Source organism: Arthrobacter sp. SDR-2R, assembly GCF_057747955.1.
In genome coordinates this window covers 1339049-1365188 of sequence record NZ_CM173231.1, presented here as the reverse complement: position 1 = coordinate 1365188, position 26140 = coordinate 1339049, and the positions used below count along the sequence as shown (strand labels likewise).

The 26140-nt window shown below is 66.7% G+C and carries 26 protein-coding genes and 1 pseudogene; 11 read left to right on the top strand and 16 right to left on the bottom strand.

From position 1 onward, the window contains the following. Positions 1-41: 41 nt before the first annotated feature. Together AC3ANU_RS06290 and AC3ANU_RS06285 are read right to left on the bottom strand one after the other, a co-directional pair. Positions 42-2207 (bottom strand): S1 family peptidase, encoded by a 2166-nt coding sequence (locus tag AC3ANU_RS06290; RefSeq protein ID WP_488315655.1) that lies wholly within the window; start codon positions 2205-2207, stop codon positions 42-44. Positions 2208-2297: 90 nt separating this feature from the next. Continuing rightward, the gene (locus tag AC3ANU_RS06285; protein ID WP_488315654.1) at positions 2298-3023 is read right to left on the bottom strand and encodes a tyrosine-protein phosphatase; all 726 of its coding nucleotides are present in this window, start codon (positions 3021-3023) and stop codon (positions 2298-2300) included. Positions 3024-3233: 210 nt separating this feature from the next. Between AC3ANU_RS06285 and AC3ANU_RS06280 the strand changes: the two genes are divergently transcribed. Further along, complete coding sequence (locus AC3ANU_RS06280; RefSeq protein ID WP_488315653.1) at positions 3234-4085, top strand: SGNH/GDSL hydrolase family protein; 852 nt, start codon at positions 3234-3236, stop codon at positions 4083-4085. 13 nt (positions 4086-4098) lie between these two features. Here the strand turns inward: AC3ANU_RS06280 and AC3ANU_RS06275 are convergent, their stop codons facing one another. Then, positions 4099-4707, bottom strand: a complete 609-nt coding sequence (locus AC3ANU_RS06275) for a GNAT family N-acetyltransferase (RefSeq protein ID WP_056392686.1) — start codon at positions 4705-4707, stop codon at positions 4099-4101. 74 nt (positions 4708-4781) lie between these two features. Here AC3ANU_RS06275 and AC3ANU_RS06270 point away from each other — a divergent pair, with 74 nt between their 5' ends. Next, complete coding sequence (locus AC3ANU_RS06270; protein WP_018768867.1) at positions 4782-5015, top strand: DUF6480 family protein; 234 nt, start codon at positions 4782-4784, stop codon at positions 5013-5015. Positions 5016-5024: 9 nt separating this feature from the next. Here AC3ANU_RS06270 and AC3ANU_RS06265 read toward each other — a convergent pair whose 3' ends face one another. The 4 genes from AC3ANU_RS06265 to AC3ANU_RS06250 form a co-directional block, all read right to left on the bottom strand. Continuing rightward, positions 5025-5897, bottom strand: coding sequence for a 3-hydroxyacyl-CoA dehydrogenase family protein (locus tag AC3ANU_RS06265; RefSeq protein WP_018768868.1), 873 nt, complete (start codon positions 5895-5897; stop codon positions 5025-5027). Between the two features lie 3 nt (positions 5898-5900). Continuing rightward, complete coding sequence (locus AC3ANU_RS06260; RefSeq protein ID WP_018768869.1) at positions 5901-6710, bottom strand: enoyl-CoA hydratase/isomerase family protein; 810 nt, start codon at positions 6708-6710, stop codon at positions 5901-5903. Then, entirely contained in the window at positions 6710-7936 is a 1227-nt protein-coding gene (locus AC3ANU_RS06255) for a thiolase family protein (protein ID WP_488315652.1), read from the bottom strand. Before AC3ANU_RS06255 ends, AC3ANU_RS06260 begins: the two co-directional genes overlap by 1 nt. Positions 7937-8055: 119 nt before the next feature. Continuing rightward, a complete protein-coding gene (locus tag AC3ANU_RS06250; RefSeq protein ID WP_488315651.1) occupies positions 8056-8730 on the bottom strand; it encodes a pentapeptide repeat-containing protein in 675 nt (224 codons plus the stop codon). A 129-nt stretch (positions 8731-8859) separates the two neighbouring features. Here AC3ANU_RS06250 and AC3ANU_RS06245 point away from each other — a divergent pair, with 129 nt between their 5' ends. Then, complete coding sequence (locus AC3ANU_RS06245) at positions 8860-9036, top strand: CsbD family protein (RefSeq protein ID WP_018768872.1); 177 nt, start codon at positions 8860-8862, stop codon at positions 9034-9036. A gap of 45 nt (positions 9037-9081) precedes the next feature. Here AC3ANU_RS06245 and AC3ANU_RS06240 read toward each other — a convergent pair whose 3' ends face one another. Next, a complete protein-coding gene (locus AC3ANU_RS06240) occupies positions 9082-10188 on the bottom strand; it encodes a DNA polymerase IV (RefSeq protein WP_442852633.1) in 1107 nt (368 codons plus the stop codon). 72 nt (positions 10189-10260) lie between these two features. On the opposite strand from AC3ANU_RS06240, the pseudogene AC3ANU_RS06235 reads away from it, so the two are divergent. Next, positions 10261-10598 (top strand): annotated as a pseudogene (locus AC3ANU_RS06235) (dienelactone hydrolase family protein). Between the two features lie 108 nt (positions 10599-10706). On the opposite strand, the gene AC3ANU_RS06230 reads toward AC3ANU_RS06235, so the two are convergent. The 4 genes from AC3ANU_RS06230 to AC3ANU_RS06215 form a co-directional block, all read right to left on the bottom strand. Beyond that, positions 10707-12167: an amino acid permease gene (locus tag AC3ANU_RS06230; RefSeq protein ID WP_488315650.1), complete on the bottom strand. Its 1461-nt coding sequence runs from the start codon at positions 12165-12167 to the stop codon at positions 10707-10709. A 174-nt stretch (positions 12168-12341) separates the two neighbouring features. Beyond that, positions 12342-12677, bottom strand: a complete 336-nt coding sequence (locus AC3ANU_RS06225; RefSeq protein ID WP_018768875.1) for a Rieske (2Fe-2S) protein — start codon at positions 12675-12677, stop codon at positions 12342-12344. Continuing rightward, the gene (gene nirB, locus AC3ANU_RS06220) at positions 12674-15109 is read right to left on the bottom strand and encodes a nitrite reductase large subunit NirB (protein WP_488315948.1); all 2436 of its coding nucleotides are present in this window, start codon (positions 15107-15109) and stop codon (positions 12674-12676) included. The genes AC3ANU_RS06225 and nirB overlap by 4 nt, the downstream gene beginning before the upstream one ends. 110 nt (positions 15110-15219) lie before the next feature. Further along, the gene (locus AC3ANU_RS06215) at positions 15220-15567 is read right to left on the bottom strand and encodes a hypothetical protein (protein WP_018768877.1); all 348 of its coding nucleotides are present in this window, start codon (positions 15565-15567) and stop codon (positions 15220-15222) included. Positions 15568-15733: 166 nt separating this feature from the next. Here AC3ANU_RS06215 and AC3ANU_RS06210 point away from each other — a divergent pair, with 166 nt between their 5' ends. The 5 genes from AC3ANU_RS06210 to AC3ANU_RS06190 all read left to right on the top strand — a co-directional run bounded on the left by AC3ANU_RS06210 (position 15734) and on the right by AC3ANU_RS06190 (position 20128). Beyond that, positions 15734-16495, top strand: coding sequence for a CPBP family intramembrane glutamic endopeptidase (locus tag AC3ANU_RS06210; protein ID WP_018768878.1), 762 nt, complete (start codon positions 15734-15736; stop codon positions 16493-16495). A gap of 52 nt (positions 16496-16547) precedes the next feature. Next, complete coding sequence (locus tag AC3ANU_RS06205) at positions 16548-16988, top strand: VOC family protein (protein ID WP_142071216.1); 441 nt, start codon at positions 16548-16550, stop codon at positions 16986-16988. Between the two features lie 22 nt (positions 16989-17010). Beyond that, positions 17011-17964, top strand: a complete 954-nt coding sequence (locus AC3ANU_RS06200; protein WP_018768880.1) for a 1,4-dihydroxy-2-naphthoyl-CoA synthase — start codon at positions 17011-17013, stop codon at positions 17962-17964. A gap of 12 nt (positions 17965-17976) precedes the next feature. Beyond that, positions 17977-19170, top strand: a complete 1194-nt coding sequence (locus AC3ANU_RS06195) for an AMP-binding protein (protein ID WP_488315649.1) — start codon at positions 17977-17979, stop codon at positions 19168-19170. Between the two features lie 76 nt (positions 19171-19246). After that, the gene (locus AC3ANU_RS06190) at positions 19247-20128 is read left to right on the top strand and encodes a 1,4-dihydroxy-2-naphthoate polyprenyltransferase (protein ID WP_026265707.1); all 882 of its coding nucleotides are present in this window, start codon (positions 19247-19249) and stop codon (positions 20126-20128) included. Here the strand turns inward: AC3ANU_RS06190 and AC3ANU_RS06185 are convergent. Further along, positions 20125-20439, bottom strand: coding sequence for a DUF4229 domain-containing protein (locus AC3ANU_RS06185; protein ID WP_018768883.1), 315 nt, complete (start codon positions 20437-20439; stop codon positions 20125-20127). The genes AC3ANU_RS06190 and AC3ANU_RS06185 overlap by 4 nt on opposite strands. A gap of 61 nt (positions 20440-20500) precedes the next feature. Between AC3ANU_RS06185 and AC3ANU_RS06180 the strand changes: the two genes are divergently transcribed. Together AC3ANU_RS06180 and AC3ANU_RS06175 are read left to right on the top strand one after the other, a co-directional pair. Next, positions 20501-20890, top strand: coding sequence for a PLD nuclease N-terminal domain-containing protein (locus tag AC3ANU_RS06180; RefSeq protein WP_018768884.1), 390 nt, complete (start codon positions 20501-20503; stop codon positions 20888-20890). A gap of 38 nt (positions 20891-20928) precedes the next feature. After that, entirely contained in the window at positions 20929-21465 is a 537-nt protein-coding gene (locus AC3ANU_RS06175) for a hypothetical protein (RefSeq protein WP_488315648.1), read from the top strand. 3 nt (positions 21466-21468) lie between these two features. On the opposite strand, the gene AC3ANU_RS06170 is transcribed toward AC3ANU_RS06175, so the two are convergent. The 3 genes from AC3ANU_RS06170 to AC3ANU_RS06160 all read right to left on the bottom strand — a co-directional run bounded on the left by AC3ANU_RS06170 (position 21469) and on the right by AC3ANU_RS06160 (position 26100). Next, positions 21469-22962: a dynamin family protein gene (locus AC3ANU_RS06170; RefSeq protein WP_056392677.1), complete on the bottom strand. Its 1494-nt coding sequence runs from the start codon at positions 22960-22962 to the stop codon at positions 21469-21471. Further along, on the bottom strand, positions 22959-24827 hold the full coding sequence (locus tag AC3ANU_RS06165; protein WP_018768887.1) for a dynamin family protein: 1869 nt from the start codon (positions 24825-24827) through the stop codon (positions 22959-22961). Before AC3ANU_RS06165 ends, AC3ANU_RS06170 begins: the two co-directional genes overlap by 4 nt. A gap of 154 nt (positions 24828-24981) precedes the next feature. Next, a complete protein-coding gene (locus tag AC3ANU_RS06160; protein WP_488315647.1) occupies positions 24982-26100 on the bottom strand; it encodes an IniB N-terminal domain-containing protein in 1119 nt (372 codons plus the stop codon). Between the last annotated feature and the right edge of the window lie 40 nt (positions 26101-26140).

Below are 26140 nucleotides of genomic sequence, written 5' to 3'. Positions count from 1 at the left end.
GCTGCGGGCAGGCCCCCTGGCGGGGCCCTGCCCGGGTCCGGTTACCGTGATGCACGCCTGTTCCGCCGGCGGACAAGGACCATGAGCAGGATTCCGACGGCGAGGGCTCCCGCCGCCCAGGCCGCTGCGGTAATCAATCCGGACGCTCCGGTGCTGGCCAGGCCGCCGGCGCCACGATCATCGTGTCCACCGGTGTTGGCAAGGTCCGCAGGTGGTGCGCTGGGAGTCGGGCTGGCCGCCGGCGGAGGTACGACGGCGGGAGTTTCAGTCGGCAGGGCAGGCGACGGGTCGGCGGGGGCAGGGGCGATGGGAGCAGGTGTGGTTGGAGCAGGGGCAGGGCTGTTTGGCGCTGGATTGCTCGCTGTCGGCGCAGTGGGCGTCGGCGTTGCTGTCGGCGCAGTCGGCGTCGGGCTTGGCGTTGGAGTCGGCGGTCCCGTTGTGGCGGCCACGAACTCGAAACTGCTGACCCCGGACCGGCTGAACCCATTGACCGTCTCAGCGGTGAACCGTAGCGTGTCCGCACCCTGCGGAGCCGGGAAACTCCACTTTCCGGCCGCGTCCACGGGCACGTCGAACGGGTCCTTCCCTTGGATTGTGATCCTGACGCTGGACCCGGCAGCGACGGCCGAAGCGGGCGCGGCAGGAACCTGGCCGGAAAGGACCTGGCCGGGCTTGTAGGTTTCGCCGGGCGCTGGTGCCGTGATGGCAGGCTTGTTGAGGAACACTTCCAGCTGGTAGCCGGGCAGCACAGCCAGGCTGTCCCGCAGGGTTGCTGCGACAGCAAAATTCTGCACCACATTGCCATTCGCATCCGGCGTATCCCCCGCGGAGTGAGTGCCCAGGGCGTAGTTCCCACTGAGGTATGGTCCGCCGGAGTCGCCGCCGCTGGACTGTACTCCGTAGGACAGAAAGCCATCAAAGGCCCGGATGTCGTTGGCGTTCTTCTTATAGTCAGGTCCTGGCACCAGGAAGATCCCCACTGCGTCGACGGTTCCGCAGGACCAGCCTGAGGATCTGCCGGACCGGCAAACAGGCATCCCAACCACCGGGTCCGCCGAACCAACGATCTTCACGTCCGGCCCGGGCGCTGAAGGGTCGCCCCAGGTACTGGCAGCAGGAAGCGGATCGATGTCCTGTCTTAGTGACTGGATGACAGATATGTCCGTTCCGACATTCCCGGGGTCTGTGATGGCGTTGTAATCAGGGCCTGAAGGCGTACTGGGATCAAGAACCGGTGAGTTGCCCGGGCCACCGAACTGGCTGAAGCCGAACTTTCCCAGGGGCCCGGCCGGTACCCCCTGGAATTCCAGGGTTGCTGTCTTGGCGGCACCATCCGATGCGCAGTGGCCGGCAGTCAGGACGGTGGGAAGCCCGGCGGGGTCGAATGCCGAGAAGCCTGTGGAACAGACGAAGCCGATGTCCGTCTGGTATCCAATGCCGCCGGGAACGTCCGCCTCGGGCTTCAGCGGAGTCCCGCCGTCGAGCTCCACGTTGGCGTAACGGGACACGAACTGTTCAGGGGAAACCTTGCCGGTGCTCTTGCCGGCTGCGTCTGCCCCGGCTGCGGGGGAAACGGCGGAAAGCGCCTCCGGCGTGTTGATTCCGCCGGTTCGGATCACGAATTTTCCCCCCGCGGACATGACGGCCTGCAAACCCTGCGGGCCGACGTCGCGGAGGTATGCCTGGAACAGCTGCTCCGTGTTCACTGCCAGTTGTGCCCTGGAGCCGTCCGCAGCCGTCGAGTGTGAGGGAGCCGGCGCCGCCGTGGGCGGCTCCGCCGCGGGTGCTTCGAGCAACATGGGGAATGTATTGCCGGCAAGGGCGGCAACCGCCCTCCCAAGCGCATCGCCGGATCCGGTCACGATGATGGTGCGGCCGTCGATCCGGATTCCTGCGTAGCCCGGGACCTGGCGCAACTGAACAGCCGCGGCAGCCGCCTGCGCACCCAACTCGCCCGCGGCCTCGAACTGCTGGGGAGTCAGCTTGAGGTCCCGCTGCACCGCATCGTCCAGCGCTGCCTCTGACAGGGTGGTTGTGCCCGCGCCTGGTGTTGTACCGGAAGACGTGAACGTCCCTGCGGAGGTTCCCGGAGCCGGCGACGGGTTTTCGGAGCCGGCGGGTGCCGGGAAGGCCGCAGCGGGCCCGGCAGCGAGGCCCAAGGCCAGTGCCACGCCGGCTACCGTTCCTGTGGCAGTAATTCTTTTCATTGGGATCGCCGTTCCGCTCGTCCGCATCTGCGTATACACGCGCTGGGATGACGGCGCGGTCGCACAGGTCACAGCAACCACACCTGTCACTCAAGTCACAAGAGTATCCTTTTGGCGTGCAAGGCCGGAAGCGGCATCCAATTCCGCAGGGCTCAATCCGTTCGCCAGCAAATAGCTCCGGGTGTCCAGGCCGCGGACAAACGCGACCACCGCCAGCCCGCGTTGCTCCAGCAGCGGAGCCAGTTCCGATTCGGGCAGGCAGCGTTCCCGGCTGTGCGGCGGACCGTGCGTGCGGTAGCGCTCGTTGATGCCGCGGGCAGCCCGCCGGTACCGTTCGGCGATCGCGTCGTCGGAGTCCCCCGCGAGGTCCTGGACCATGGCGGCCACCAGCCCGCTGCGGTCCCGGCCTGCGGCACAATGCAGCAGGACGTTCCCCTTGGGCGCGGCCAGGGCGATGCTCCGGAAGACGCCCACCAGCTTCTCGGGGAAAAAACGGGCGTTCGCGGCGTAATGCGCGGGATCATTCAGGTAGGGTCCGGTAATCGCGGTGAAGCGCGGGTCATCCGGATCCTCCGTGGGTGCCTGCACCATGTCGATCCCCGTCCACGCCTCCTCCGGCACCACCGGGTCGTTGTCCCGGCGCCGCCCCTCCGCGGTGTTACGGAGATCCACCACCGTGCGGACGCCGTCGTCGAACACCTGCTTCCATCCCGCCCCGGTCAGCCATTCACGCCGGCCCATCCGGTAGATGCCCCCGGAAACGTGCCACGCGATGACAGCTCCGTCCCAGTCCATGGGCCTGCCACGCTCACTCATCCGCACAGCTAACCACAAGCTCCTGAATGCTGCAGCACAAAAGGTCACAACAGGGAAGGGTACAAAGGCCTCCTGGCTTCCACCCGCTGGGCAATACTGTTGCGGGCACTAGCTACTTCATATGACCGATGTTCAAAGGGGACCCCAGTGGGAAATGCTGTACTACGACGCCGACTCCCGGCTATAGCGGCCGGCCTTGCCAGCATGGCCATGGCGTTGGGCCTTGCGGCCATTCCGGCGCAGGCAGCGCCTCCCCCAATCGACTATGTCGCGTTGGGAGATTCCTATACCGCTGGAACAGGGGCGGGCGCAGCCCTCCGCCCTGCCGGCGTGTCCTGTTGGCAGAGCCATCCGGGCTACGTGGACATCGTGGCGAAGATCGGCCGTGTTGACCTTGTGGAGAATGCCGCCTGCCATGGAGCCGTCCTGTCGACGGCCAGCCCCACCTACGATCCTGTTGTCTACACGCCCACCGTCCAGGAGCAGCTCCAGGGCCTTGTAAGCTCCGGCAAGCTCAGCCCTGATACCGAACTCGTTTCCATCACGGCCGGAGCCAACGATTTGGGCTTCTCCCGGGTTTTGGGTGTGTGCGCCTTCTATGGGGATACGGCGTGCCAGGCCGCAATTGCGCAGGCCACATCGCCGGCAGCACTCGCCTTCCTGACGACAGGCCTGGTGCAGGCATACTCCGCTATTCATCAAGCAGCCCCAAACGCCAGGATCGTAGTGCTGGGTTATCCGCTGCTCTTCGAGCCGTCGAGCGCTTTCGCTCCCATTCCCGTTACCAACCAAATGCTGATCAACCAGGCCACGCTGACGGTCAACGGCACCATTTCCGGTGCCGTGGACACCGCTAATGGCCTTTACGGCACCAACGCCCGCTACGTCGACGTCACGGCACGGTTCGCAGGGCATGCCGCCAACTCCCTGGATCCGTGGCTTCGACTGGACCCAAACAACTTCGCTGCCGACTACAACTTTCACCCAAACGCCGCCGGACACCGGGCTTATGCGTCAGCGGTGAGGAGCGCCATTAGTTCGGCGCCGTTGGCCGTGCAGTAATCAGGCCAAACCACTACGTCCGCCGGGCCAGCCGGTACTCAAGCCCGGCACGGACGGCAGGCCATTCATGGTCCAGGATGGAGAACACCACGGTGTCCCGCAGGTTCCCGTCGCTGGTCCGTGAGTGGCTGCGCAGCACGCCGTCCTGCTTTGCGCCCAACCGGGCGATGGCCTCCCGCGACTGGTGGTTCAGCCAGTGGGTGCGGAACTCCACGGCCGGGCAACCGACCACCTCGAAGGCGTGCCGAAGCAGCAGGAGCTTGGAGTCCGGGTTGGTGCCGGTGCCCTGCGCGGAGGCGGCGTTCCAGGTGGAGCCGATCTCCACGCGCGGCGTGGCGGGGTCGATGTTCATGTAGGTGGTCATGCCGATGATGCGGCCCGGCCCGCCGCTGGCGGCGTCGATCATACGGGTGGTGAAGGGGAGCATTGATCCCTGCTCCTGCAGGGACAGGCGGCGCCGGATCTCTGCCGCCATGGCGTCCGGAGCCGGGACCGACGTGTACCAAAGCTTCCACAGCTCGCCGTCACTGGCCGCATCCACCAGGCCGTCGTGGTGCTCCTCCGCGAGCGGCTCCAGGATTACGTAGCGGCCGGTCAGGGTAAGGGGTTCAAGGAAAGTCACTGCACCAGCCTAGGGCCGCCGGTAGGCGGGTTACGCTTGGGGGCAGCACCACGGCGTCGAGCGAGGGAGTTACTGTGTCAGGAACCAACCCGGATCCCGAGGACGACAAGATCACCGGCCTCGAGCCGGGCGGCGGGGTTCCGCCGGGCGAAACTCCGCCGGGGGAAGCATCCACCGTCGGCCCGCAGGGCCATGAGGAGCGCGGGCCCGGGAAGGGCACGCAGTTCCTGTGGATCGCCGTTATCGGCGTCGTGGTCCTGCTGTGCCTCCTGTACTTCATCGGCTACATTGTGGGCTTCTTCGACTAGGCAGCGTCTCTAGCTGGGCCAGTCGAAAAAGCCCTTGCCCGTCTTGCGACCCAGTTCACCGCGGGCCACCTTGTCCTTGAGGATCTGCGGCGGCGCGAACCGCTCGCCCAGGGTGGAGTGCAGGTATTCGGCGATGCCCAGCCGCACATCCAGGCCCACGATGTCCGTGGTCCTGAGCGGTCCGGTGGGATGTTTGTAGCCGAGCACCATCGCGGCGTCGATGTCCTCAGCGGACGCCACGCCTTCCTCCACCATCCGCATGGCTTCGAGGGCGATGGCCACGCCAAGCCGGGATGACGCGAACCCCGGGGCATCATTGACGACGACGGCGGTCTTGCCGAGTGCCTCCACCCACGTTTTCGCCGCGGCGGCAAGTTCGGGAGACGTGCGCTCACCCAGCACCACCTCAATGAGGGTGGAGGCCGGCACGGGGTTGAAGAAGTGCAGGCCCAGGAAGTTCTCCGGCCGCTTCAGTTCACGGGCCAGGCCGTTGACGGACAGCGACGAGGTGTTGGACGCGATGCAGGCATCCTCCGTCAGCCGTTCCTCGATCCCGCGCAGCGCCGTCACCTTGAGGTCCCAGTCTTCGGGGACGGCTTCCACCACCAGCTGACGGCCGGCAAAGGAGTCGTAGTCGGTGCTGACGGTGAGCCGCGACACCAGCTCTTCGAAGTTGGCGTCCACACCGCCGCGCTCAATGCTCTTCGCGGCCGCAGACTCCACCCTTTCCCGGGCGGCCTGGGCGGAGACGTCGTCGCGCTCCACCACCAGCACGTCGGCGCCCTTAATCAGGAAAGCGTGGGCAATACCGGCGCCCATGCGGCCGCCGCCCAGCACTCCCACGTAAGTGGGAAGGTTGGCGGGGACTTCAATGTTGCTCATGGTCTACTTTCCGTCGGCTGGATTGGCGGAGGCGGCGTTGGCCTTCTTGGCTGCGTTCCGGTCCAGGAACGCCTGCATCCGGTCGAATTTGGCCTGGGATTCGAACAGGATGCCCTGGGCCAGCTGGTCGATCAGCGGATGCGCCTCGGCAGGGGCGTGGAACACGGATTTGGTAATGCGGACGGCCAGCGGGTCCTGCCGCCCGATCCTGTTGGCCAGGCCGTGGGCTGCATCCAAAAGCTCCGCGGGATCGTGGATTTCGGTGATGAGGTTGGCCGCTTTGGCCTCATCGGCGCCGAGGATAAGGCCGGCCAGCAGGATCTGCTTGGCCATCGGTTCGCCCACCAGCTCCTTCAACCGCCAGCTGGCACCGGCCGCGGCGAGGATTCCCAGCCCGGTTTCCGGGTTGCCGATCCGCACGTTGGGGGTGCCGATCCGGAAGTCCGCAGCGTAGGCAAGCTCCGCCCCGCCGCCCAGGCAGTAACCGTCCAGTGCGGCAATGACCGGCATGGGCAGCTTGGCGATCCGGACGAAGATGGTGGAGTTGATCCCCTGCAGGGCATCGTCCCGACGCCTTTCGCGAAGCTGCGCGATGTCCGCGCCGGAGGCGAAGACACCCTCCACGCCGGCAATGATCAGCACCTTGGGGTTCTGTTCCAGCGCTGTGCAGACAACATGGAGCTCATCCACCATCTGCTGGTCAATTGCGTTCTTCACCTCGGGCCGGTTGAGCAGCACCACCACGCGGTCGTCCCGCTCCTCCACCAAAAGGGCGGTGAACTCTTCCGCCGCCAAGTCCACCCAGGCCGCCATCAGATTTTCTCCAGCAGCAGGGCGGTGCCCTGGCCGACGCCCACGCACATGGTGGCAAGGCCGATTCGGGCGTCCTCACGCTCCATCCGTCCCAGCAGGGTGATGGCAATCCGTGAGCCGCTGGAACCAAGCGGGTGCCCCAGGGCGATGGCTCCGCCGTCGCGGTTCACGATTTCCGGCTCCAGCCCCAGGCGCCGGATGCAGGCCAGGGACTGCGTGGCAAAGGCTTCATTAAGTTCGACGGCGGACAGGTCACCGACGCCCAGGCCGCTGCGCTTGAGTACTTTCTGGGTTGCGGGGACAGGACCAATGCCCATGATCTCGGGTTCACAGCCGGCAGACGCGCCGTCGATGATGCGCGCCCGGGATGTCAGGCCCAACCGCTCGATAGCTGCCTCCGACGCCACAATGATCGCCGAGGCGCCGTCGTTGAGGGACGAGGAGTTCCCGGCCGTCACCACGGATCCGCCGTGCGCCACCGGCTTCAGCGCTGCAAGAACGTCCATGCTGGTGCCGGGGCGCGGGCCTTCGTCCGTATCCACCACCGTTTCGGATTTGCGTGTCTTGACGGTCACGGGAACGATCTCGTCCTTGAAGCGGCCGGCTTCGATGGCGTCCAGGGCAAGCTGGTGCGAGCGGACGGCGAATGCATCGGCGTCCTCGCGGGAGATGCCATCCACCCTGGCCACTTCCTCTGCCGTTTCAGGCATGGAGTAGGTCATCTTGCCGTCGCGGGACAGCCCGCCGTGCTGGAAGTGGGGGTTGGTGAACCGCCAGCCGATGGAGGTGTCAAAGATCTGGCCCGGCTTGGCGAAGGCGGCGGTGGGCTTCTCCTGCACCCAGGGTGCCCGGCTCATGGACTCAACCCCGCCGGCAATCACGATGTCCGCGGCGCCGGCCTTGATCATATGGCTGGCCTGGATGATGGCGCTCAGGCCGGAGGCACAGAGCCGGTTGACCGTTATGCCCGGGATGTGCAGCGGCAGCCCGGCAAGCAGGGTGGCCATCCGGGCCACGTTCCGGTTCTCCTCCCCCGCGCCGTTCGCGTTGCCGAGAATTACTTCGTCAATGCTCTCGGGATCCAGGCCGGCGCGTTCCACGGCCTCGCGGAGCACCAGGGCGGCGAGGTCGTCCGGGCGCACGGCGGACAGCGCGCCTCCGTACCTGCCCACGGGCGTTCGGACCCCGCCAACAAGGAAAGCCTGCGGACCTGCGGTTGCAGCCATGGAAACACCCTTCACGCGATAAACAGCACTGTCATCGGCGGCCGGCACAGCGGAATCCTCCACTTACCGACCGTTCGTTCTGTAAATGGTACACGGCGATGCTGTGCATGCGCATCCAGTTACAGGACTGTCACCCCCAGGTGGGCGGCAAGGAGTGGCGCGAGGAGTCCCAGCTGGTAATCCTCAATCACCATGCCGGCCAGGCTGCCGAGTCCACTGATTTTGCGGAATTCCGTGCCCCTGAGGTCAAAGTCCTTCAGCTTGGCTCCAGCCAGGTCCAGCGATCCCACCGTGCAGTCCACAAGCTTCACGCGGGTTGCCACGGCGGCACCAAGGTCAAGTTCATTGATGATGCAGCCGGTGATCAGCACATCCGTGAGCTTGGCGCCGCGGAGGTTGAGGAAGTCCAGCTTGCCGCCGTCGATCCGGACGGACCGCCAGCCGCTTTCATAGAGCTCGGCAGAGCCCAGGCGCGGATTGCGGAACTCCACCTCCTGCCAGGTGCTCCGTGCGCCCCGGAAGACGGGCGCATACAGTTCGGCCAGGATGCAGTCGCGGAACGAGGCACCGCGCAGCTGGGTCTCGTTGAAGGACGCGGCCTCGAAGACGCACTCGGAAAAGACGGCACCGCCCAGGTCCAGGCCGTCGGCGGCGGGACGGCTGAACCGGACGTTCTCATGCCTCCCGCCACGCCGGAACTCGAGGTCCGGGCGGTCCTCAAGACCCTGCAGTTCCACCGGGGAGAGCCGGGGCGGCGCCACTTTGGCCACCCCCTTGCCTCGCACTTTATCCATGGCCCGAGCCTAACGGCCGGCACCGACAAGGAACAGCACGCCCAGGGCCAGGGGCTTGAAATAGTAAGCAAGCTTTGCATATTGTGAGAGAGCACGGTTGATCGACGGAAACGAAAGGAGGCCGGAACCATGGGCCTCGGAGACAAGATCAGTAACGCGGCAGAGGACCTTGGCGGCAAGGCCAAGGAAGCTGCAGGAACCGCGACCGACAATGACCGGCTGAAGGCAGAGGGCCAGGCCGACCAGGTCAAAGCCGATGCCAAGAAGGTCGGCGAGAGTGTGAAGGACGAGTTCAAGCGGGACTAGTTCCTTGCTGGTGCGGCCGCAGCGAACGGCGTGCTGCACCAGCCCTCACCATCCACTGCGGGTGGGCGTGTGCCCCTTTCGCGAATCCTCGGGCATGGTCATCTCGGCCCGGAGGCCGAGCAACCGGATGGGCCGGCCCGGCTCGATCTTCGCCAGGAGGTCGAAGGTCCGGGCCAGTACTTCGCCCGGATCGGACGTCGCGGGGATCTTCCGTCCGTAGGTCGTGGTGCTGAACGGGGCGTACCGCACCTTCAACGTCAGGCCAATCACCGGCCGCCCCTCGGCAGCAACATCCTCCAGCACCCGCGCGGCCAACTCCCTAACGGCGTCGTCAATTTCCGCCGCATCCGTCAGGTCGCGCTGGAAGGTGGTCTCCCTGCTGTGCCCCCGGGCCACCCAGGGAGTATCGTCGACCACCCGCGCGCCGTCGCCCCGCCCAAGCTGGGCGTACCAGGGACCCATCTTGGGACCGAACTCGGGGACCAGGTCACCGGGGTCCGCGGCTGCGAGCGCCTCGACAGTCTTGATGCCCAGCTTGGCCAGGCGCTGGGAGACCTTTGCACCAATGCCCCACAGCTCAATCGTGGGACGGCCCCCCATGACGTCAAGCCAGTTGCCTTCCGTCAGCCGGAAGATGCCGGCGGGCTTGCCAAATCCGGTGGCAACCTTGGCACGGACCAGGGTGTCGCCAATCCCGATGCTGCAGTGGAGGCGCGTTTCCGCCAGGACGGCCTGCTGGATTTGCCGGGCGCAGGCCTCCGGATCCGTCGTCTCGACGCCAACGAACGCCTCATCCCAGCCGAGCACCTGCACCGTTGCCCCGGGCTGCGAGCGCAGCACTGCCATGACCTTCTCCGACGCCTCCAGGTACGCCTCGTGGTCCACGGGAAGGATGACCGCGTCCGGCACTTTCCGCGCGGCGATGCGCAGCGGCATGCCGGAGCCCACGCCGTAGGCCCTGGCCTCGTAGGACGCCGTGGACACCACCGCCCGCTCGGTGGGATCACCGCGGCCGCCCACGATCACCGGCTTGCCCGCAAGCTCCGGCCGGCGGAGCACCTCGACGGCAGCGATGAACTGGTCCAGGTCCACATGCAGCACCCATGGTTCGCTCACATGCCCAGTCTGCCCCGGCCGGGCGCCGCAGGCCATCTTTCCCGCATCCCTTCAGGGCTGGAACGCAAAAGGCGGGATTTCCCCGGGGCGGCCGGTTAGCCTTGGCCGATGACCATCGTTGACCTGGGCCCAGGGAGCGCCGCCGCGGGCGGTTCCCCCGGCCTGCGCGGCTATCTGGCGGTACCTGAAGGCCAAGGCCCTTTTCCCGCCGTCGTCATGATCCACGAGGTGTTCGGCCTGGATGACCAGACCCGCCGGCACGCGGACAGGCTGGCAGCGTCAAGGAATTCCCTACCGCCGGACACGCCTTCCTCAATGATGAAGAGCTGGGTCCGGTCCTCCTCCGGCCCTTGATGCGCGTCATGGGCGTGGGACCGGACCCGGAGTCCTCGCCCGAAGCCTGGCAGCGCATTGAGGATCACTTCGCCAGGTACCTTCGCGGCTGACGGGCCGCCTGGCTGGACGGAGCAAGGCCAAGTGGCCCAAACGCGGACGACGGCGGTCTCCCGCCAAGGGGAGTCCCACCGTCGTCCGTGCTGCTGGGGCCGGAAGGGCTAGCTGAAGAGCTGGCTCTTGGGCTGGTTGTTCTTGACCTTCTGCCAGCCCAGCCACAGGACCAGCGCGAAGAACGGAATGGTGGCCAGGGTCCACAGGCCCAGGTAGAACACCTCGCCGTCCTTGCTGGTCATGGTGTCGAACCCGATCAGCACGGTGATGGCGAGCAGGCCCAGCATGCCCGCCCAGCTGGTCCACGGCGAGCCGGGCATGGGCAGGGTGGAAGTGACGCCCTTGCGGCGCCGCAGCACGATCTGGCTGGCGAAGATGGAGCCCCAGCAGAAGATCACGCCGATGGAGGCACTGTTGAGCGCCAGGTCGAACGCGTGCGAGCCGCCCAGCCAGATGTTCAGCATGATGCCCACGAGGTAGAACGCGGCGATGGCCAGGATGGCTGCATACGGGACGTGCCGCTTGGACATTTTGGTGAGCCACTGCGGGGCGTGGCCGTTGTTGGCCATGGTGCGGAAGACCCGGCCGATGGAGTACAGCCCGGAGTTGCAGGAGGAGAGGGCGGCGGTGATGACGATCATGTTCATGACGTCGCCCACCCAGCCCAGGCCCATCTGGCCGAAGACGGTCACGAACGGGGACGTGCCGGCCTTGTACTGGTCGGACGGCAGCAGCATGGCCAGAAGCAGGACGGACCCTACGTAGAACACCACAATGCGCAGCACGACGGCGCGGATCGCCTTGGGCACTTCGCGTTCCGGCTTTTCCATCTCGCCGGCGGTGACGCCCACCAGTTCGATGCCGTTGTAGGCGAAGATGACGGCATTGAGGACCAGGACCATCACCAGCGCGCCCTTGGGGAACATGCCGCCCTCGGCCGCGAAGAGGTTCGACACGGACGCGTGGCCGTCGCCCACCTTGGCGTTGGTGACCACCATGAAGGTGCCCACGGCCAGGAAGATGACGATTGCGCCGACCTTGAGGCAGGAGGCCCAGAATTCGAACTCGCCGAACGCTTTGACGCTCAGCAGGTTGACGGCCACCAGGAGCGCCAGGGCGGCGATGGCCGAGGCTTCCACGGGGACATTGGGGAAGAAGAACTGGAAGTACAGGCCGATGGCGATGAGCTCGGCGATGCCGGTCATGCCCCAGTTGATGAAGTACATCCAGCCGGACAGGTAGGCGCCCTTTTGGCCGAACATCTCACCGGAGTAGCTCACCAGGGAGCCGGAGGTCTGGCGGTACATGATGAGTTCGCCCAGGGCCCGCATGAGCAGGTAGGCGATGACGCCGGCGATGGCGTAGGAGAAGATCAGGGCCGGGCCGGTGGAGGCGAGGCGGCCGCCGGCTCCCATGAAGAGGCCGACGCCGATGGCGCCGCCCATGGCGATCATGGTGACGTGGCGCCGGCCCAGCGTCTTGCTGTAGCCCTCGGCGCTGAGGGATGAGTCGACGGCGACGGGTGGGGCCGTGCGGTTCTCGAGATCTGTGGGGGTACTTTGAGGCACAACGATTCCTTGTGGGTTGGGGGTTGGCCGCATCCGGACTTCGTATGATCAAGCTCACAAAATTCGGCCTCTGGGCCGTTGAACCTGCAGATGTGTGGGCGGATCGTCGAACTGCCGAAGCTTCACGCGACCTGACCATCCTACAAGACAGTCCGGAGTGGTACGTGACGCGCACTACATCTCAGCCGTCTCCAGCACCAGATTCTGCTCCGGATCCAGGGAAATCCGGTAGGTCCGCAGGGGTTCCGCTCCGGTGGTGGAGCATCCCGACGTGAGGTCGAACGCGTGCTGGTGCAGCGGACAAATCACCACCTGCCGGTCCACGGTGCCGTCCGCAACAGGGCCGCCGCGGTGGGGGCAGACCCCGGAGACCGCCCGCAACGAACCGTCCCGCAGCCGGAAGACGGCCACCTGTTCGCTCCCGACTCCGAAGGCCCTTCCCTCGCCCAGCGGAATCTGGTCCACCGGTCCCAGGACATGGGCGCCGGCACCTGTTCCGGCGCCGCTCATCGGACCGGCACCTGAGGGAGGACGGTCAGGGGCAGCGAAGTCCTGAACTGGCCGGGCGTTCGCGGGTCATCGCGTTCCTGCCACGGATCAACGTAGCTGTCCACGGAGGCCTGCACCGCCTCGTCAAGCCGTCCGGCGATCCCCTCTGCGTCCTGCACAATCACGGCCCGCAGGTGCTCGATGCCCACGCGCGGGACAAAGGCATAGGTCCGTTCCAGCCAGTTGGCCTGTTCGCGGTAGTACTGCATGAAACGGCCGGTGAGGACCTTCACCTCTTCCGGATCGTCCACGGTGGCCAGCAGGTCTCCCTTGCGGATGTGGGCACCGGCGGCTCCCCCTACATAGATCTCCCAGCGGCCGCCCTCCACTGCCACCACGCCCACATCCTTCACCAGCGATTCGGCGCAGTTCCGGGGACACCCAGAGACTGCGAGCTTGAGTTTGGCGGGCGCCTCGAGGCCCTGGAAGCGGGATTCGATCTCGATACCCAATTTGGTGGAGTCGCCGGTGCCGTAGCGGCAAAAGTCCTTTCCCACGCAGGTTTTCACGGTGCGGAAGCTCTTGCCGTAGGCATAGCCGGAGGGCATGTCCAGGTCCGCCCACACCTGCGGCAGGTCCTCCTTGCGGATCCCCAGCAGGTCGATGCGCTGCCCCCCGGTGAGCTTGATCAGTGGGACGTTGTGCTTCTCCGCAACATCTGCGATCCGGCGCAGCTGCTGGACCGACGTCACGCCGCCCTTCATCTGGGGCACCACGGAAAAGGTGCCGTCCCGCTGGATGTTGGCGTGGACCCTGTCGTTGATGAAGCGGGCGTCGCGTTCGTCGATGTACCGGTCCCCCAGCATCATCTTGAGCAGCGAAGCCAGGCCCATCTTCGACTTTGCATCCTCGGCGCCGCCCGGCGCCAGCGCCTGGAACACGGCCGAAACCGACCGCAGGCCGCGTGCCCGGACTTCTGCCATCAGGGCCTGCTTGTCCAGGGGGATGCCGGGAACGTAGTAGCCGGCAGCGGGATCCTCTTCCACCGCTCCGTCGGCCGCCCACTCCACCACCTGCCGCACCAGGAGCTTGCAGGAGCCGCACCCTTTGCCGGCACGGGTGGCCTCCATGGCCCCGGACACCGAGGTGCAGCCGCCCTTCACCGCGCCCACCAGGTCCTTCTTGCTGACGCCGTTGCAGTTGCAGACCTGTGCTTCGCCGTCGAGCTCCGCGACTCCGGTCTCCTCCCCGGGCGCGCCAAGATCGAACATCAGCCCGAGCCGTTCCTCGGGCAACGGAAGCCCGCGGTCGAACGCCTGGGTCAGGTAGGCCACCTTGCGGCTGTCCCCCAGCAGCGTGGCGCCCACCATCTTGTTGTCCCGCACCACGATGGACTTGAAGACCCCGCGGCTGGGCTCGGAAAAGACGATGTGGTCGTCCGTCTCAAGTTCCGGCCCGTGCAGGCCCATGGAAGCCACCTCGACGCCGGCCACCTTCAGTTTGGTGGCGGTGCGCGAGCCCAGGTACGCGGCGCCCGTGTCCGTCCCCGTCACATGGTTGGCCAGCACCACCGCCTGCTCCCACAGCGGGGCCACCAGCCCGTACACCTCACCGCGGTGCTGGACGCACTCCCCCACCGCGTAGATGTCGTCCTCGTCCTGGACCCGCAGGCTGTCATCCACCACAATGGCCCGCTCCACCGGGAGCCCGCTGAGGACAGCCAGGTCCACGTTGGGACGGATCCCGGCCGCCACCACCACCATGTCGCACGCAATGTCCGGCCGGCCGCGGAGGCTGACGCCGGTCACCCTCTCCCTGCCAAGGACGGCCGTGGTCCGGCAGCCGGTCAGCACCCCGATGCCCAGGGCCTCAACGCTCCGGCGGAGCACCGCACCGCCGTCGGGCCCCATCTGCGCGCTCATCAGGTGGCCGCCGGAGTGGACCACGTCCACGCCCAGCCCGAAGCTGCGCAGCCCGGCAGCGGCCTCCAGCCCCAGCAGGCCCCCGCCGATCACCACGGCATGCCGGTGATGTTCCTGCTGCGCGTGCGCCGCCATTTTGCGGGTGTCATCGATGGTGCGGAAGCCGAAGACGCCCTGCTTCACCGACCCGCCGGGGGTGTAAAGGCCGTCCAGGGGAGGAAGGTGGGAGCGGCTTCCCGTGGCGATGATCAGCGTGTCGTAGGGCGTCACCCGGCCGTCGCTGGAAAACACGTGCTTGGCGAACCGGTCGATCCTGTCCGCCCGGACGCCCGCGTGCAGCGTGATCCCGTTGTCCTGGTACCAGGACAGGGGGTTGAGGAAGATGTCCGCGTCGCTCTCCTCGCCCGAAAGGACGTGGCTGAGCATGATCCGGTTGTAGTTTCCGTACGGCTCGTCCCCGAACATGGTGATGCTGAACTGCTCCGCACCGCCCCGGGCCAGGATCTCCTCGACCGCCCGGGCGCCGGCCATGCCGTTGCCGATGACCACGAGGCGCCGGCGACTGTCCCCTGCGCGGGACCGGGGCCTGGGTCGGGCTGCGGCTTGCGCCCCGGTTTGCGTCTGCTCCGCCATGCTGCCCATCAGTGCTCCACCATCCCCAGGTCGATCACCACGGATCCGTGGACTCCCTCGGGCGCCGCCAGGTACAGCTCAATCACCGAGCCGCCGTCGATGTCCTCCACCACGCGCAGCGGAACATGGACCTCGTTCCTGGCTCCGATGGGGAAGTACCGCATCGGAACGCCGTTGCGCATGAGCACCACGGCGATCAGTTCGCTGCTTGAGTTGCCGCCGCGGAAGTACAGCGCCTGGTTGATCACCCCGTCCGGGACGTAGTGCGAGAGTTCGCTGTGCAGGGGGACGGGCTTCTCCATTCCCACGCCCTGGAAGTGGTAAATGCCTTGCAGGAAAAGGTTCTTGGTGATCACGGACAGATCCTTTCGGCCGGCGGAAAGACGGGCATGGGCCCATCTTCCGCCGCCGATGTTTCCGGCCGCCGGTCCCCCGGTAAAGACTGCTTTACGCGATTCTCACCGTTCCGTCAGCCCGGATACCGGCACCTGCTGCTGCCTGGTTGGGGGATAGGCTGAAAGCATGGCAACAGTCCACCGCGTACCGCCCGCGCCACAGCCCCAGCTGTACCGCTTCTCCCCCATGGACCTGGCCACGCTGTGCCTCTACGTTGCCATCGCAGGGTTCTTCGCGGTTGCCGGCGATCTGGTGGTTCCCTTCGTCCGGCAGATCGCACCGTCCCCCGCCGCCGCCACCTACGCCGTGAACCTGCTGTTCTATGCCTCGGTGGGAATACTGGCGCTGCTGGCCGCCCGCAAAGTGGTGGTCCGGGACCTCAAGGTCCTGGCAACCCGGCCCTGGTTCACGCTGCTGATGGTGCCGGCGGCCGTAATCGCCATGATGATCCTCACCGCAATTGTGGTGGCCGCCAACGGGCAGGTGGAGACCTCCGCGAACCAGGCGGGCCTGCAGGCGCTCATGCAGCAGGTTCCCGCGTGGCTCATGGTTCCGCTGCTGGTGGTGGTGGGCCCGTTCGTGGAGGAATACATCTTCCGCCACCTGCTGATCGGCAAGCTCAGCAGGCGCCTCAACATCTGGATCTGCTGTGCCCTGTCCGTCCTGCTGTTCGCAGCGCTCCACATCGTGGGGCAGGAAGCGATCACCCTCACCGCATTGCTCCCCTACCTGGCCATGGGCGCCACGCTGGTGTTCGTTTACGTGTGGACGGGGAAGAACGTGATGTTCTCCTACTTCGTGCACGCCGCCAAGAACCTGCTGGCGGTAATCCTGGTCTACGCCATCCCGCCGGAACTCTTCGAGCAGATGCAGAACATCCAGGCATAGGCCCGCTCCACAACATCTTCCGCACCGCTGCATGCGGCCGTACGGTGGACGGATGGGACTGAATATCCAGATAGTCATTGATTCCGCCAGGCCGCACGAGCTCGCCGACTGGTGGGCGGAAACCCTGCAGTGGGCCGTGGAACCGCAGGACGCCGGGTTCATCCGCTCCATGATCGACCAGGGCTTCGCCACGGAGGACCAGACCATGACGCACCGCGGGAACCTGGTGTGGAAGGACGGCGCTGCCATCCGGCCGCCGGAGGAGATCGAGGCCAAGGCGCCTGCGCGGCGCATGCTGTTCCAGTCGGTCCCGGAGGGAAAGACGGTGAAGAACCGGGTGCACTGGGACGTCAGGCTGGACGGCCGGGACAAGGACGAAGTGCGGCGCGAGCTTGAGGCCCGCGGCGCCTCCTTCCTGTGGTCGGCGCGGCAGGGGCCCCATTCCTGGCACACCATGGCGGACCCCGAGGGCAACGAGTTCTGCATCAGCTGATGCCGATTACTAGACTTGGACGGTGAGCAACCAGATCCCCGCCCCGGTGTCCGACGTCTTCGATCCCACGCGCTGGCGGGTGGTCTCCGGCTTCGAGGACTTCCAGGACATGACCTACCACCGGCAGGTGGAGCGGGATTCCGACGGCGGCTGGGTGCGTGACCTGCCCACGGTCCGCATCGCATTCAACCGGCCCGAGGTCCGCAACGCGTTCCGGCCGGGTACCGTGGACGAGCTCTACCGCGCCATGGACCACGCCCGGATGACCCCCGACGTGGCCACCGTGCTCCTCACCGGCAACGGCCCCTCCCCCAAGGACGGCGGCCACTCCTTCTGCTCCGGCGGCGACCAGCGGATCCGGGGCCGGGACGGCTACCGGTACGCCGACGGCGAGACGCAGGAAACCATCGACCCCGCCCGCGCCGGCCGGCTCCACATCCTGGAAGTCCAGCGGCTCATGCGCACCATGCCCAAGGTGGTCATCGCGGTGGTCAACGGCTGGGCCGCCGGCGGCGGACATTCACTGCACGTGGTCAGCGACCTCACCATCGCCTCCCGGCAGCACGGCAAGTTCAAGCAGACAGACGCCACCGTGGGAAGTTTCGACGCCGGCTACGGCTCCGCGCTGCTGGCCCGCCAGGTGGGGCAAAAGACAGCCCGGGAGATCTTCTTCCTGGCCCGCGAATATTCCGCAGAGGACATGGTTCGCATGGGTGCAGTGAATGAGGCCGTGGACCACGCGCGGCTCGAGGAAGTGGCGCTGGAGTACGCCGCGGACATCGCCCGCCAGTCCCCGCAGGCCATCCGCATGCTGAAGTTCGCCTTCAACCTCGCGGACGACGGCCTGGCCGGCCAGCAGGTGTTCGCCGGCGAAGCCACCCGCCTGGCGTACATGACGGATGAAGCCGTGGAGGGCAAGGAGGCCTTCCTGCAAAAACGCGACCCCGACTGGTCACGCTTCCCGCACTACTTCTAAGGCAGGACGGCAATGAACAGCGAAGCAACACCGGCGCCCGCCCCCACCGGGCCGCTGAATATCGAACCCGCCCTGAAAGCCCTCGCGGCCGCCCTCCATGGTGAGGGCCCCGCCGTCGAACTGTCCCTGGGCCCGGACGGCAGCCTGGTCGTGGGCCACGTGGAGACGCCGGGCTGCGACGACGCCGTAGCCGTGGTCCGCACGTCAGGTTCCACCGGCACACCCAAGGCAACAGTGCTGACCGTGGAATCCCTGGCGGCCTCCTCCATGGCCACCGCCCTCCGGCTCAAGGGCGAGGGCCAGTGGCTGCTGGCGCTGCCCGTCCAGTTCGTGGCCGGCATCCAGGTGCTGGTGCGCTCCCTGTTCGCCGGCACCCGGCCCTGGGTCATGGACATGTCCGGCGGCTTCACCCCGGAGGCGTTCACGGCCGCCGCGCTGGAACTGACGGACAAAATCCGGTTCACCTCCCTTGTTCCCACCCAGCTGCAGCGGCTCCTGGACCACCCGTCACCGGACACGCTCGCCGTGCTGCGCCGCTTCAATGCCATCCTGCTGGGCGGCGCCCCGGCCCCGCCGGCCCTGCTGGCAGCCGCCCGGGACGCCGGGGCCAGGGTCATCACCACCTACGGTTCCGCCGAGACCTCCGGCGGCTGCGTCTACGACGGCTACCCCCTGGAAGGCGTCTCGGTCCGCGTGGCAGAGGACGGCCGGATCCTGCTGGGCGGGGACACGGTGGCCGCCGGCTACATCGAGGCGCCGGACGAGGAAACCGGGACGTTCTTCGAGGAGGACGGCGTGCGCTGGTACCGCACCAGCGACCTGGGCTCCATTGACGACGACGGCCGGCTCACCGTGCTGGGCCGGGCCGACGACGTCATCATCACCGGCGGCGTGAAGGTCTCCGCCGGGCACGTCCAGCAGCAGCTGGAACAATCCGACGCCGTCGCCGCGGCTTTCGTGGCCGGTGTGCCGTCCGCGGAGTGGGGGCAGGCCGTTGCCGCCTACGTGGCGCTCACCCCCGAAGGCGCGTCCGGGCAGGAAGCCGGGGACGCCGCCGTCGTGCTCCAACAACTGTGGCAGCAGCAACTGGGCGTCCTGGCGCCCAAGACCGTCCTCACCGCACCGGCCCTGCGGATGCTGCCCAACGGCAAACCGGACCGGCTCGCCATGACCGCCGAACTCAGCGCCCTGCACGGGGGAAAGTAGAGTTGGACCTGCACCACCGCGGCGGGTGCGCACGTTCCATCCTGCCGTCTTACCGAAACAACACGAGGTACTAACCGTGGCAACAGCCGCCCAATGGATCCAAGGCGCCCGACTCCGGACGCTGCCGGCAGCGATCGCGCCAGTGCTGATCGGCACCGCCGCCGCCTACGAAATGGACTCGTTCCTCCTGCCCAACGCCATCCTTGCGGCTCTGGTGGCGCTCCTGCTCCAAGTGGGCGTGAACTATGCCAACGACTACTCGGACGGCATCCGCGGGACCGACGACGACCGCGTGGGTCCGCTGCGGCTGGTGGGCTCCGGCGCCGCCAAGCCTGAACACGTCAAGTGGGCGGCGCTGGGGACGTTCGCCCTGGCCATGGTGTTCGGCCTGGTCCTGGTGGTCCTCACCCAGGCCTGGTGGCTGATCCTGGTGGGGCTCGGCTGTGTGATGGCCGCCTGGGGCTACACCGGCGGCAAGAACCCCTACGGCTACATGGGCCTGGGCGACCTGTTCGTCTTCGTCTTCTTCGGCCTGGTGGCCACCCTGGGCACCACCTACACGCAGGCGGGCCACATCAGCCTGTCCGCGGTCATCGGAGCGATCGGCACCGGCCTGATCGCCACGGCGCTGCTCATGGCCAACAACGTCCGGGACATCCCCACCGACATGCAGGCCGGCAAGAAGACCCTGGCGGTGCGGCTGGGCGACAAGCATGCGCGGGAAAGCTACGTGCTGATGCTCGCCGTCGCCATCCTGCTGGTGGTGATCCTGGCACCGGGCCGGCCGTGGATCCTGATCGTGCTGCTGCTCATTCCGGCCTGCCTGATGCCGGCCTGGCTGATGATCAACGGGCGCAAGCGCAAAAGCCTGATCCCGGTCCTGAAGCAGACCGGCCTGATCAACCTTGGCTACAGCGTGCTGTTCTCACTGGGGCTGATCCTCAGCCACGGGTTCTAGCGCTTGTTGTTGTTGCTGCCCTTGGCGTTGTTGATGGTGATGTCCGGGTTGGCGTCCAGCAGGGCGTCCTCGGCGTTGGCGTCCTGGACTTCGCCGGCGGAGCGCAGCGGCTTGGCCTTCCCGGAGAAGCGGTGCTGCAGGGCCGCGGCGGCAGCGTCGCGCTGCTTCTGGAAGAACAGGTAGCTGATGGCAAAGGCAATGAGCGCGGCGCAGATCACGGACATCAGCACCCCCACCTGCAGAAGCGCGAACAGGGCAAACAGGGGCACGAAGATTGCCAGCCGGATCAGGGAATATTTCAAAAAGGCCACTATTCAAGTTTAGCCGCCTCCGCCAGCGGCCCCTGCGCGTCCTGACGATAGACTTAATGGCATGCTCTTCCGTGTGGCTTTGGCCGTCGCAGTCCTCGTCATCTTCGTGTATGGCCTGGTGGACGTGATTCGCACTGAGGGCCGACTGACCCGCGGGATTTCCAAACCGGCCTGGATCATCGTCCAGATTGTCCTGCCCGTCCTGGGAGCCATCCTGTGGCTGCTGATTGGCAGGCCGCGCGGTACTGAGCAGCCCCGGCCCAGCTACCCGCATCCCGTGGCTCCGGACGATGACCCGGACTTCCTCCGCAACCTTGAGGCACGGCGCCGCAAGCAGGCCGAAACGGAGCGCCTCAAGAAACTCCGGGACGAGCTGGACGCAAAAGCCAAGGAGGACGGCGGCAAAGGCCAGCGCGGCACCGATGAACACGATACCGACGGACTGAAATAACGCTTATGGCGTTCCAACCCGGCGGAGAAGAGCGGCGCGTGCCGGCTCCCCCACCGAGGCCCGGCCTGTCCTACTCCGCGCCGCCGCCCATCCCTGTCATTCCCCCGGTACCCCAGGTTGTCCGGACGGCCCGCACGCTCTGGATCTTGAGCTTCGTGGCGGGCCTGGCCGTCCTGCTGGGATCCTTCGTGGCCCGGGATTCCAACCTGCAGCGGCTCCGTGGCGTAGTGGCGGACATGGCTGCGGGCAGCGACGCCGGCTCGGTAGGGACCGCGGCGGAGATCGTCTTCTGGGGGAGCATCGGCGCCCTGTTGCTGGTGACCGTGCTTGAAGCTGCTGTCCTGGCCGCGGCGCTGGGCCGCAAAAACTGGGCCCGCTGGGTCCTGGTCCTGCTGCTGGCCGCCCACCTTCCCGTCCTGCTCCTGGCATCCGCCTTCCTGGTCCCAAACGGCGCCGACGGCAGCTACGTGGTGATGCTGTGGGGTGCCGGCCTGCTCCTGGCGTTCGCCGGGCTGGTGCTTCTGTTCCTGCCGTCCGCCGGCTCCTGGCTGAAGCGGGAGGCCACGCAGGCCTGAGCCCTACGCTGACTGCGCCTGGGCGTCCCTGGCTGCGAAATCCGCAAGGACACCCTCGCAACTGCGGATCACCACCCGGCACGTTTCAACAGCGGACCTGGCCGTCAACGGGCTTTCAGCGACCCTGCGCCACCGCGCCAGGCAGCGCCGCGCCTCAGCGGCCAGCACGTCCGGACCGGAGTCAGGCGCCATGCCGAGCCGCAGGGATGCCGCCGCGCCGCGGCCGCCAATGAGCCGTTCAGCTTCCGCCGCCAGTTCGGGGGCCAGGTCCACTCCGGCAGTGCGCAGGGCCGCCAGCAGCCGGAGTTCGCGGAACTCATGCGCGTTGGCCTGGACGCGCTCCAGGGACGCCGCCAACTCTTGCGTTCCCTCGCGGGGGCGGCTGTCCAGGAGGTTCCCCACCGCCACCAGCACGGTCCTGGCCTTCAACGCTTCCGCCCGCGCCTGGAACTGCCGGTCCAGCACCTCCAACAGCGGATCCAGGCCGCTGCGCCGGGCCAGCTCATGGGCCAGGGGCGTTGGCTCGGGGTAGCCATTGCGGATAAGGACCACGGCCAGCCGGATACCGAAAAGGCCATAGCGCTCCAGCAGTGAGGACCGTGCCTCTTCCGTCAGTGCCACGGGTTCCCCGGACCGGCGGAACCTGTCGGCGGACAGCAACATCCGTTCGCGCGCGGCCCGGTCCAGGGTGGCCAGCAACTGGAGGGCTTCAAAGTCCGGCTGGCGCAGGGTGCGGGCACTTTGGGCCAGGAGTCCGGCCACCGGGACAACGCCCAGTGCCAGCTTCCGGAGGTTGGGGTCCCGGCTGTACCTTTCCGCGATGCTGCCGGCGGACAACAGGGAGTCGATCCGTCCGGCTCCCACCTCGTCGGCACGGGACAGCACCGCGATGGCGTTGACCGTACCCGAGCGGCCCGCCGCGGTGTCGCGGAAGGATTCCAGGAACCTCAGATCGGACGCGTGCATGTGGCGCATCAGGTAGATGACGGCATCAGCTTCCGACGCCGAATCCTCCGGAGTCAGGAAACGTATGGACCGTGCGGACACGTCCTGGGACACGGAAGCGATGCCGGGGGTGTCGATCAGCGTCATGGCCTGCAGGGCCGGCGCAGGCCATTCGACGTCGAGCCGTTCCACTTCCTCCGCCTCGACGCCGTCGAGGGCGAAGACCAGGCGCCCGTCCACGCGTTTCAACGGCAGGTTCCGGGGCTCCCCAGTGACGGGGTGGAGCGTGATGCGGGGAGTGTGGCCGTGCCGGTACCAGGTGACGATCCGCGTGCATTCGCCGGTGTCCGTCGGCGCGATCTCCTCACCAATGATGGCGTTGAGGAGCGTGGATTTTCCTGCCTTCACCATGCCGGCAATGGCAATCCGCAATGGCTCGGCAAGCCGCCGCGCGTAGCCGCGCAGCGCTTCGGCAGCCTGGGTGTCGTCGCCGTAGACCTCCAGCGCTTCCCGGATCAGTCCGGCTGCCCCGGCCGTGGTGGACGGCGTCATCCAACGCCCGCCCCGGCACGGGTCCCGGCAGCCATGACCTCCGCGGCCACGGCTTCCGCGGCCCGGTGCAGCGCATCCACTTTTTTGAGTTCGGCCCTGATCTCCCGGATCCGCCCTTCCCTCTCCTCGGCATACGATTTGGCGGCCTTCTGGGCCGCGGCCACCGAATCCGACAATGACCTGTGGTACTCGTCCGCGATGTCGGTGAAGTGGTCCCGGATGGTCCGCTGGACCAGGCGCAGCCTGTCCTTGAGCTGCTTTCCCACCTGGAACGTCACGTCGTCGAGCTGGCGCCTCACCAGCGCCTTGGCCTCGCCCTGGCGCCGCTTGAGCCGCGTTTCCTTGTCCTCCCGGTAGGCCTTGCGCCCCAGCAGCAGTCCGGCGCCCACCGACAGGGGATTTATCAGGGCCATCCCGAAAATACCTGTGAGGAGGCCAAACATCAGAACGCCGCCATAGGAGCCGCGCATGCCGATCAGGACTTTCTGGATTGGGTTGACCCGGCCCGGGTCCAGTTCCGCCATCTGGTCGACCGGATCCAGCGCGTCCCCTGAATCGGCAACGTGCAGGACGGGCAGCGATACTTCGTCGGCAGCGAAATGTTCCGCCACCTGCGCCGCCAGCCACTGCGACCGCTCGCTGGTCCAGACAAAGGTGTCCGACACCGCCGCGGCGGCGCAATCTTCGAGCCACTGGGAAAATTCCGTCCAGACCGGCCCGGGATCGCCCTGGTCGATGGCCGACTCGGCTTCCCGTTGGATCCGGCGCAGGCGGTCCCGGAGGTCGTATTCCATGTCGGCAATGAGGTCGTTGATGCCGTCGCTGAGGGTCAGCTGCCAGCGCGCAGACCGTTTCCGCATGTCGTCCGCCTCTGTTTTCGCCTGCTCAAGGTCCGCGAGCATCTGCGGCGTACCCGCAGGGTTCTCCAGGGCCTCAAGCTCGGACTGCAGGGACAGCCGCAGGTTGTCCGTCACGGACAGCAGGTCCTGGCTGACGGAGCGGCGCTGGATGCGCTGCGCCTTGCCCACCACATCGTTGCGCAGATGGGCCACCAGGCCGGGAAAGCCCGATTCCGCGTTGAGCTCGCTGTCCTGGAGCCGGGAGGCCTCAAGGCGGAGGTCCGCGGAGACGGGAAACAGGGGAATGTCCGGTGCCACCTGGTCCAGGTGTGTCCTGTCCAGTTCCCCTACGCGGCGCCAGTCCGGGTAGAGGTCCGTCTTGGAAAGGACGGCTGCAACGCTGGGCGTAATCCGCATGGCCTGGCGCAGAAACCGCAGTTCCGGTTCCGTGTATTCCTGGGAGGCGTCCGAGACCAGCAGCATGGCATCCGCGGTGGGAAGGGCGGTAAGGGTGGTGAGGGTGTGGGTGGAGCCCATGCCGCCCACCCCAGGGGAATCGATGATGGTTAGCCCACCGGTGAGGATCCGTCGGGGCAGGCAGACCTCCGCGGCCGCAAGCTTCAGGCTGTTTCCCGGATTGCCCTGCTCCGAGACGAGGGCCGGCAGTTCTGCCAGGTCGACGGGCCGGCGCTCAACGTTTCCTTCCCGGCCGTCGGCGGCAGCCTCCCCGGGCGCCTTTTCAGCTGCCGGGACCAGCACGGCGGCCGAGGCCGGTTCACCATAGCGGACGATGGTGGGAACCGAGGTGGCAATATCGTCATCCACCGGGCACACCGGCGCGTTCACCAGGGCATTGATGAGCTTGCTCTTCCCCTGTTTGAACTCCCCCACCACAATCACCCGGATGCTGGGATCCTGCAGCCGTGCCATGGCCTGCTCCAGCCTCCTGCGCAGGTCCGCACGCTCCCCGCCGCCCACCAGCTGCAGGCCCTCGTCAACAAGCCTCACCAGCTGGCCGGCCGTCATGGGCCCCGCTGCCCTTGCCGGTCCTGCTTCTGCCACAGCGTGCCCCTCGTTCCAGTGCGGAAAATGTGTCCAGTGCGCCTTCGGTAATACGGGAAGAGCCCGACAGAAGGTGGGATGCCTCCTGCCGGGCGGTTCGCCTCCCGAAAACAGCGTGTTACAGGACGGTGGAGTCGTCAACCACTGAATCGTCGATGGTGGTGTGGTTGTCCTGGTCGATATCGGTGTGGCTGGAATTGTCCTCGGTGAAATCGAACTGGTTGTCTGCCACCACCACGTTGTCCTCCACGATGCTCGTGGCCGAATTGTCCTGGAAGGAGTCCTCCACGTTGACATCCACTGTGCTGGCGGTGGAGTTGTCCTGGTTGAACGAATCTTCCAGCGTCGTGGTGCTGGAGCTGTCCTGGTTGAAGGAGTCCTCCACATCCACCGAGGCCTGGGTGGAGTTGTCGGAATTGTCGTTGAACGAGTCGCGGACATCGAGGTCAGTATCGGTGCTGACGGAGTGGTCCGAATGGTCCGAGTAGTCGGAGTTGTCCGAGTTGTCGTTGAAGGAGTCGTCAACATCCAGGCCGACGTCGGTGTTGAAGGAGTCCGAGATGTCAGTCTCCTCATTGCCGATGCCGACGTCCCCGCCGGCGTGGATGGAGTTGTCCGTGGAGTTATCGGTGGAGTGGTCGGTGTTGTAGGAATCCCTGATGTTGTTCGAGTCCCTGAGATCGGCGTCATCGCCGGCGGCGACGGCCCGGTCCCCGGTGGCCACCACGGCGTCGTTGTCGAACCACTGCTCCACGTCTCCGTGCGCCCAGATGTTCTGGTTGACGGACTGGTCGGTCATGGTGTCCCGGTCGTCAACCGTGGTGGTGCTGGTGGTGTAGGAGAAGTGGTTTATCACGTTGTGCAGTTGCTGTACTGCGTGGGCGTGGTCGTCCTGGTCGTAGTTCGGGATGCCATGTACCATTCCTTGGCTTCCGGCGTGGATGGCTGTTGCGCCCCCCACAGAACCCGCTGACACAGAGCCAGCCGACGCACCTGCGCCCGCCCATGCGCTGCTGCCGCCTGTGTTGTATTCGCGTTCGAACGACGAGGCGTTGACGGTGATGGGAGCGTAGTCGAGGACAACAGGCATTGCAGCGTCAACGTCGGCCAAGCACACGTTGCCCAGGCCGTGTTCGGCCAGCGTCTTCTCCGGGTTGTCCAGGAACGCCTGGATTGCCTTGCGGCTGCCAAAGAGGTGCATCAGGAATTGAACAAGGTCGTTTGCGAGTGTTGGCATATGAGTGGTCCTCACATCTTCGTCGAGTTGCGGATCATCC

Excerpts from the sequence above, each read along its gene's own strand:
- AC3ANU_RS06260 (WP_018768869.1), bottom strand. The coding sequence starts at position 6,710 with ATGGCGGCCTGGGTGGACTTGGCGGCGGAAGAGTTCACCGCCCTTTTG.
- AC3ANU_RS06290 (WP_488315655.1), bottom strand. The coding sequence starts at position 2,207 with ATGAAAAGAATTACTGCCACAGGAACGGTAGCCGGCGTGGCACTGGCC.
- AC3ANU_RS06255 (WP_488315652.1), bottom strand. The coding sequence starts at position 7,936 with ATGGCTGCAACCGCAGGTCCGCAGGCTTTCCTTGTTGGCGGGGTCCGA.
- AC3ANU_RS06285 (WP_488315654.1), bottom strand. The coding sequence starts at position 3,023 with ATGAGTGAGCGTGGCAGGCCCATGGACTGGGACGGAGCTGTCATCGCG.
- AC3ANU_RS06240 (WP_442852633.1), bottom strand. The coding sequence starts at position 10,188 with ATGGCCTGCGGCGCCCGGCCGGGGCAGACTGGGCATGTGAGCGAACCA.
- AC3ANU_RS06250 (WP_488315651.1), bottom strand. The coding sequence starts at position 8,730 with ATGGATAAAGTGCGAGGCAAGGGGGTGGCCAAAGTGGCGCCGCCCCGG.
- AC3ANU_RS06245 (WP_018768872.1), top strand. The coding sequence starts at position 8,860 with ATGGGCCTCGGAGACAAGATCAGTAACGCGGCAGAGGACCTTGGCGGC.
- AC3ANU_RS06210 (WP_018768878.1), top strand. The coding sequence starts at position 15,734 with ATGGCAACAGTCCACCGCGTACCGCCCGCGCCACAGCCCCAGCTGTAC.
- AC3ANU_RS06170 (WP_056392677.1), bottom strand. The coding sequence starts at position 22,962 with ATGACGCCGTCCACCACGGCCGGGGCAGCCGGACTGATCCGGGAAGCG.
- AC3ANU_RS06165 (WP_018768887.1), bottom strand. The coding sequence starts at position 24,827 with ATGACGGCCGGCCAGCTGGTGAGGCTTGTTGACGAGGGCCTGCAGCTG.
- AC3ANU_RS06280 (WP_488315653.1), top strand. The coding sequence starts at position 3,234 with ATGGCGTTGGGCCTTGCGGCCATTCCGGCGCAGGCAGCGCCTCCCCCA.
- nirB (WP_488315948.1), bottom strand. The coding sequence starts at position 15,109 with ATGGCCGGCGCCCGGGCGGTCGAGGAGATCCTGGCCCGGGGCGGTGCG.
- AC3ANU_RS06160 (WP_488315647.1), bottom strand. The coding sequence starts at position 26,100 with ATGCCAACACTCGCAAACGACCTTGTTCAATTCCTGATGCACCTCTTT.
- AC3ANU_RS06180 (WP_018768884.1), top strand. The coding sequence starts at position 20,501 with ATGCTCTTCCGTGTGGCTTTGGCCGTCGCAGTCCTCGTCATCTTCGTG.
- AC3ANU_RS06195 (WP_488315649.1), top strand. The coding sequence starts at position 17,977 with ATGAACAGCGAAGCAACACCGGCGCCCGCCCCCACCGGGCCGCTGAAT.
- AC3ANU_RS06205 (WP_142071216.1), top strand. The coding sequence starts at position 16,548 with ATGGGACTGAATATCCAGATAGTCATTGATTCCGCCAGGCCGCACGAG.
- AC3ANU_RS06265 (WP_018768868.1), bottom strand. The coding sequence starts at position 5,897 with ATGAGCAACATTGAAGTCCCCGCCAACCTTCCCACTTACGTGGGAGTG.
- AC3ANU_RS06225 (WP_018768875.1), bottom strand. The coding sequence starts at position 12,677 with ATGAGCGGCGCCGGAACAGGTGCCGGCGCCCATGTCCTGGGACCGGTG.